This is a genomic window from Nocardiopsis sp. NPDC055879, from assembly GCF_053615935.1.
In genome coordinates this window covers 129112-135467 of sequence record NZ_JBSHCT010000014.1, presented here as the reverse complement: position 1 = coordinate 135467, position 6356 = coordinate 129112, and the positions used below count along the sequence as shown (strand labels likewise).

Below are 6356 nucleotides of genomic sequence, written 5' to 3'. Positions count from 1 at the left end.
GTTACCGTCGGGGGCTGGTGGTCTGGGCCCCCACCGCCGTCTTATCCGGCCCCCGGGGCCCCGCCCCCGATTGCTCCCCCCTGGGCGCCCCCCCCGCCCCCCCCCCGGGGGCGACGCCATGCCGGTTCCACCGACGGCCCCGCCCTGTACCGGGCGGTACTCCGGACGTACTACCGTGTGTCGTAGTCGTGTGGTCCGCTGACATGGGTGGACGTTCCGGAAGTACCCGAGCGGAGGCGACGTGGTCGACTGGCTGACCATGTTGATTCAGATGGTGTCGTTGGCGATGGCCGTGTGGTGCCTCGTCTCGACCTTCCGAGACCAGCCGATGCTGGTCCCCCACCTGGTCGGCATGGGTGTTCTGTGGCTTCTGGTCCTGGGCCAGGTCGGCGCGATGGTCTTCGCCATGATCGGCGGTGACCGCCCCGACGATCTGGCGATGGTGATCTCCTACCTGGCGACCGTCGCCCTCCTGCCCCCGGCCAGCGCGGTGTGGGGGTTCATGGAGCGCAGCAAGTGGGGACCGGCGGTGATCGCCTTCACCTGCCTCATCCTCCCCGTCCTGCTGGTGCGCATCGAACAGCTGTGGAGTCCCGTTGTCTGACACCGAGACCACGCCCCCGGCCCCCGACCGCACCCTGCGCACCGGACCGGGCCGGCTTCTCGTGGCCGTGTACGCCGTCTTCGCCCTGGCGGCCACCGCCCGTGGCACCTACCAACTGGTGACACGCTTCGAGGAGGCTCCGCTGGCGTACGCGCTGTCGGTGTTCGCCGGTGTGGTGTACCTCGTTGCCGCGATCGGCCTGGCCCGCGCCGGTCGCGTCTCCCGCAAGGTCGCCCTGGTGTCGGTGACCGTGGAGATGGTCGGGGTCCTGGTGGTGGGCGCCCTGTCCGAGTTCACCAGCGGGATCTTCCCCGAGGACACCGTCTGGTCGCACTTCGGCAGCGGCTACCTGTTCATTCCCCTGGTCCTGCCGATCCTGGGTCTGTGGTGGATCCTCAAGGTGCACCGCGCCGACCGCGCCCACCCCGTGGGGTGACGCGGGACACAGTGTCGCGGACCGCATAGTTCCGGACATCGCGGGCACAGACGTGTGCATGGAGGTACACACGCAGGCCCCCACCCGGCCTCTCTTCCCCTCATATCTGGGTGGCGGCGTCGTGTTCGCCGTGTCCCTCGGTCTGGTCGCGTTCGTGTGGAACGCGAACGCCCCCAACGTGATCGAGCACCGCATCTTCCTGGTGTTGTGGCTGTCGGGCGCCGCGATCCTGGCAGCCCTGCTGTGGGCCGACGCGCGAACGCCCCGGGGCGCCTCCCGCAGCCTCGCCACCTTCGCCATCGGTCTCGTCGCGGCGACCGCCCTCAGCACCATGCCCTGGGCGAACCTGGACTCGGCCCTCTGGTACCAGGTGTGGCTGTCGGTCCCGCTCCTGACCGGGCTGGGCCTGGTCGCCTTCCGACCCACCCCGCCGAACCCGCCCGGCGTCGACTCCCCGCACTAGGCTGTCGACCATGTCAGAGCCGACTCTTCCCGTGGCCGTCTCCTCCGAATGGCTCCGCGAACACCGTGATCAGGTCGTCCTCGTCGACTCCCGTTGGTACATGGACGGTCGTTCGGGAGCCCTCGCCCATCGGGCCGGGCACATCCCCGGTGCCGTGTTCGCCGACGTGGACACCGACCTCGCCGCCCCCGCGAGCGCGGAAGGGGGACGCCACCCGTTGCCCTCCCCCGAGGACCTCGCCCGTTCCCTCGGCGCACTCGGCGTCGGCGACACCACCACGGTGGTGGTCTACGACGACGCCGGGGGTTCGGTGGCCGCCCGGATGGTGTGGATGCTGCGCGCCCTCGGCACCCCCGCAGCCTTCCTCGACGGTGGCCTCCAGAGCTGGACCGGCCCATTGGAGGAGGGTGAGGTGACGGTCGAGCCCGCGCACCGGACCCCGATCCCGTGGCCCTCCGACCGGATCGTGAACACCGAGGAACTGCGCGACGAACTCTCCGACCCCGACCGGCTGCTGTTGGACGCCCGCGTGTACGGGCGCTTCACCGGCGCCGAACCGGCCCCCGTCGACGCGCGGGCGGGACACGTCCCCGGGGCGCGCAGCGCCCAATGGCCCGCCAACCTGGGCCCCGACGGGCTGTTGGCCGCGCCCGAGACGCTGCGCGAGCGCTTCGCCGCCCTGGGCGCGGACTCCGCGCGCACCGTCACCGCCTACTGCGGCTCGGGAGTGACCGCCTGCCACGACCTACTGGCGTTGGAACACGCCGGTTACGGTCATACCCGTCTGTACCCGGGTTCGTGGAGCCGTTGGGGCGGGGACGAGTCGCTCCCGTTGGAGACCGGTGATCCCCGGGCGTGACCCCCGCCCGTACGAAACCACCTCTGACCGGCTCCGATACCCTTGGGCCCGCGCCTACCCGCGCGGGCCTTGTCCTTTTCGCCCCTATTTGTTCTTGCCACCGCCTAGGGTGGACGGACGAGGAACGAAGGAACCGACGGCAAAGGGGCGTAAGTCAACCCTTCGACCACGCGAAAGATTCCCGAATCGCAGCGTTGTCGGAACCAGAACCCCTGTTCCGACGTCACAGCGAACAGAGGGTCCCCGCCCCCCGGAACCGATTGACGTGCTCCACCGCGAAACGAGGAACTCTGGTGATCGAACTCCTTCTCCTACTGATTCTCATCGTTGGAATCGTGATCGGAGTCCTGATCTACACGCAGCGCTCGCGCTCGCGGAAGCAGGACACCGCTCCCCCACCGCCGCCCCAGGACCCCTTCGCCGCTTCCTCGACCACCGACACCGCCGGTGACCCTCGGGCCATCAAGGCCGGCGACATGATCGACTGGGGCAACGAACGCACCTGGATCCGCGGCACCCTACGCCTGTCCGAGGGTGGCTACACCTGGTCCGAGCACTTCCTGGAGGTGGAGGGCGGCAAGCGCTGGCTCTCCGTCGAGGAGGACCCGGACGTGGAGTTGGCCCTGTGGACCGGTCGCCCCGACCTGACCATGGTGCCCCAGGGCAAGAACATCGAGCTCGAAGGTGTCACCTACAAGCTCGACGAGAAGGGCTCCGGCTCCTACCGCTCCGAGGGGACCACCGGTCTGAAGGCCGAGGGCGGTATGGACTACGCCGACTACGAGTCCACCGATGGCAAGCTGCTCGCCTTCGAGCGCTTCGACCACGGGAACTGGGAGGTCAGCACCGGCGAGAAGATCCACGCCGGTACGTTCACGATCTTCCCCGGGAGCTGATGCCCCCATGCGTGCGACCATCAGCGCCCCCTTCGTCGACACCAACGCAGACGACCTGGTCTGGACCCTGAACCACCCGCTGGTCGACCCTCTCGCCACCCGCACCGTCCAGGTGTCGGGGCTGTCGGTCGAACTCCGGGTGCTGGGCGCCTCGCACCAGGTCGTACTCGGTGCCGGACCGGGTGCGCCGGTGGAGACGGTCGCCTGCCTGCCGGGGGTTCCCGGCGGGCTTCCCGGCAACGCCGAGCACCCCCTGCCTGGGGTGGGCGACTACCGCTTCGACTCGATCGTCGAGTCATTGCCCCGCACCGAACTGACTCGCCGGGTGGAGGGGATCCACCAGGAGACCTCGAACTCGCCCGGTGGGCTCATCGTCGCCTTCCCCGGTGACCCCCTCGCGGTCACCGCACTGCACCTGACCTCCGGCAATGGGACCTCGTTGCGTTGGCGGACCTGGCACGCCTATCCGCAGAGCGGCGAACTGGTGACGACGATCACGACCTTGACCCCCTAGGGAGGCCCTCATGTCCACGATCAAGACTCCACGCCACAAGATCGCGGCGGTCGGTGGCGCGACCGCCCTGTTGCTGCTCCTGTCCGCCTGTGGCGGTAGCAACAGCGCCGACTGCCGGCCCAGCGACAGTTCCACCAGTGGTACGACCACGTCGTCGTCCGCCGACCGCACCCCGAGCCCCTCGCCCACCGACGACTGCAACGGCCGCAGCGGTGGTGGCGGCGGCGGTTTCTTCTTCTTCGGCGGCGGTGGCGGAGGTGGCAACAACTCCAACAGCGGGGGAAGTGGAAGCGACACTCGCGGTGGCGGATCGGGGTTCGGTAAGTAAGCCGAGTTCAGGCCAGTAGTCTGCCGTGTCGGGGGTACCCCACGGTCCCTCCGGACGCACGAGTTTCCCCCGACACGGACAAGGCCATGAACGAAATTCTCACCAGCTCGCTCTACGCCCTGGGTTACGGCGTGGTCGGCACGGTCATCATGCTGCTCGGCTACCTGATCACCGACCTGCTCACCCCGGGCAAACTCCACAAACTGATCTGGGAGGACCGGAACAGGAACGCCATCCTGCTGGTCTCCGCCAACACCCTGGGCGCCGCGATCGTGGTGGTCTCCGCGATCCTGTCCAGCTACTCCGAACTGGGTCTCGGCGCCGGTCTGCTCTCCGCCCTGATCTTCGGCCTCATCGGTCTGGTCGTGATGGCCCTGTCCTTCCTCCTGATCGATCTGATCATCCCGGGCCGGGTCAGCCACATGATCAGCGACCCCGAATGGCACCCGGCGACGTGGGTCAACGCGACCGCGCACGTCTCCATCGCCCTGGTCGTGGCCGCGGCGATCTCCTAGAAGTTCTTCTCCAGAAAGCAGCAGTAGTGTGACCGACACCCCGGCCGTCGAGGCCGCCGACTCCGATGCCTCCGATCCCGCCAGAACGCGACTTCCGGTGACACCACGACTGGCCCGGTTCCTCGTGCTTTTGGCGGTGTTCATCTGTGCCGCCTGCGGTCTGGTGTACGAGTTGGCACTCGTCGCGATCGGCAGTTACCTGTTGGGCGACACCATCACCCAGGCCTCCGTGGTGCTGTCGGTGATGGTGTTCGCCATGGGTGTGGGTTCGCTGCTGTCCAAGCGTTACCAGGCCCGCCCCGCCTTGGCCTTCGCCGTCATCGAGGGGCTGTTGTCCCTGGTCGGTGGTCTATCGATCCTGCTGCTGTACGGATCGTTCGCCTGGCTGTCCGCCTCGGCCTACCAGCCGACCCTGGTGTTGTTGGCGTTCGTCATCGGCATGCTCATCGGTGTCGAGATCCCGTTGCTGATGACGCTGATCCAGCGCATCCGAAAGCAGGACGCCTCCGAGGCGGTCGCGGACCTGTTCGCCGCCGACTACGTGGGCGGTCTGATCGGTGGGCTGGCGTTCCCGTTCCTGCTGTTGCCACTGCTGGGCCTGCCCAAGGGCGCACTCATGGTGGGCGCGCTCAACGCGGTGATCGGCATGGCCGTGGTGCTGTGGCTGTTCCGATCCGAACTCACCCGCCTCGCCTACGTGGGGCTGACCGTCGGGCTCGTGGTCATCGTGACGGTCCTGGGGCTGGCCTTCTACTACGCGGAGCGATTCGAGGTGGACGCCCGGCAGGCCATGTACCGGGACCCGATCGTGCACGCCGATCGCAGCGAGTACCAGGAGATCGTGGTCACCCAGTCCCTGGACGGCGTGGACACACGTCTGTTCCTCAACGGGGACCTGCAGTTCTCCACCTTGGACGAGTACCGGTACCACGAGTCGCTCATCCACCCCGCGATGGCCGGCCCGCGCGAGGACGTCCTGGTCCTGGGCGGCGGCGACGGTCTGGCCCTGCGGGAGATCCTGCGCTATGACGACGTCGAGTCGGCGACACTGGTCGACCTGGACCCGGCCGTGGTCGAGCTGGCCAGGGAGGACCCGGTGATCCGAGACCTCAACGACGACTCACTGCGGGACTCCCGGGTCGACGTGGTCAACACCGACGCCTTCCAGTGGCTACGGGACAACGCCGAGGACTTCGACGTGGTCATCGCGGACCTGCCCGACGGCACGGACGTGGGCACCTCGAAGCTGTACACGGTGGAGTTCTATTCGCTGATCGGTCAGGCGATGACGGGCGACAGCAGGCTGGTCGTCCAGGCCGGGTCGCCGTTCTTCGCGCCCGACGCCTACTGGGGCGTCCGGCACTCACTGGTGGAGGCGGGGATCGACGTCACCCCGTACAACGTGGACGTGCCGACCTTCGGCAACTGGGGCTTCTACCTCGGGACGCTGAACGGGGCGCCGGAGCTGCGCATGCCCGAGGACGCCCCCGAGCTGCGCTACCTGGACCAGCCCTTGTTGGAGGCGGCACAGGTGTTCCCGATGGACCGCCGCGAAGACGACGTCCAGGAGTCCACGATGATGCACCCGCGGGTGATCGGCTACCACCAGGATCGACAGGCCTGGCGCGGGTACTGACCGCCGCCGCAGGGAACCCGGAAACGACGTCGAGGCCGGCGCCCGTGAAGTGCGGGCGCCGGCCTCGACGAGGTCACCGCGCGACCTGACGATCTTGGGCCGGTG

The 6356-nt window shown here is 68.4% G+C and carries 9 protein-coding genes; all 9 read left to right on the top strand.

The features are described 5' to 3' along the window. Positions 1 to 241: 241 nt before the first annotated feature. The 9 genes from ACWGKS_RS18380 to ACWGKS_RS18340 all read left to right on the top strand — a co-directional run bounded on the left by ACWGKS_RS18380 (position 242) and on the right by ACWGKS_RS18340 (position 6251). Positions 242 to 604 (top strand): hypothetical protein, encoded by a 363-nt coding sequence (locus ACWGKS_RS18380; protein ID WP_358506688.1) that lies wholly within the window; start codon positions 242 to 244, stop codon positions 602 to 604. Then, positions 597 to 1040 (top strand): hypothetical protein, encoded by a 444-nt coding sequence (locus ACWGKS_RS18375; protein ID WP_358506691.1) that lies wholly within the window; start codon positions 597 to 599, stop codon positions 1038 to 1040. Before ACWGKS_RS18380 ends, ACWGKS_RS18375 begins: the two co-directional genes overlap by 8 nt. 58 nt (positions 1041 to 1098) lie before the next feature. After that, positions 1099 to 1503 (top strand): hypothetical protein, encoded by a 405-nt coding sequence (locus ACWGKS_RS18370; RefSeq protein WP_452456345.1) that lies wholly within the window; start codon positions 1099 to 1101, stop codon positions 1501 to 1503. A 10-nt stretch (positions 1504 to 1513) separates the two neighbouring features. Beyond that, positions 1514 to 2362 (top strand): sulfurtransferase, encoded by an 849-nt coding sequence (locus tag ACWGKS_RS18365; protein WP_452456346.1) that lies wholly within the window; start codon positions 1514 to 1516, stop codon positions 2360 to 2362. 293 nt (positions 2363 to 2655) lie between these two features. Continuing rightward, positions 2656 to 3258: a DUF4178 domain-containing protein gene (locus ACWGKS_RS18360; RefSeq protein WP_358506700.1), complete on the top strand. Its 603-nt coding sequence runs from the start codon at positions 2656 to 2658 to the stop codon at positions 3256 to 3258. A 7-nt stretch (positions 3259 to 3265) separates the two neighbouring features. After that, positions 3266 to 3772, top strand: a complete 507-nt coding sequence (locus ACWGKS_RS18355) for a DUF2617 family protein (protein ID WP_358506703.1) — start codon at positions 3266 to 3268, stop codon at positions 3770 to 3772. Positions 3773 to 3782: 10 nt separating this feature from the next. Further along, entirely contained in the window at positions 3783 to 4100 is a 318-nt protein-coding gene (locus ACWGKS_RS18350) for a hypothetical protein (RefSeq protein ID WP_358506706.1), read from the top strand. A gap of 86 nt (positions 4101 to 4186) precedes the next feature. After that, positions 4187 to 4615 carry a DUF350 domain-containing protein gene (locus tag ACWGKS_RS18345; RefSeq protein WP_358506709.1) on the top strand — a complete coding sequence of 143 codons (429 nt, stop codon included), beginning with the start codon at positions 4187 to 4189 and terminating at the stop codon, positions 4613 to 4615. A gap of 28 nt (positions 4616 to 4643) precedes the next feature. Next, entirely contained in the window at positions 4644 to 6251 is a 1608-nt protein-coding gene (locus tag ACWGKS_RS18340) for a polyamine aminopropyltransferase (protein ID WP_452456347.1), read from the top strand. The last annotated feature ends 105 nt before the right edge of the window (positions 6252 to 6356 follow it).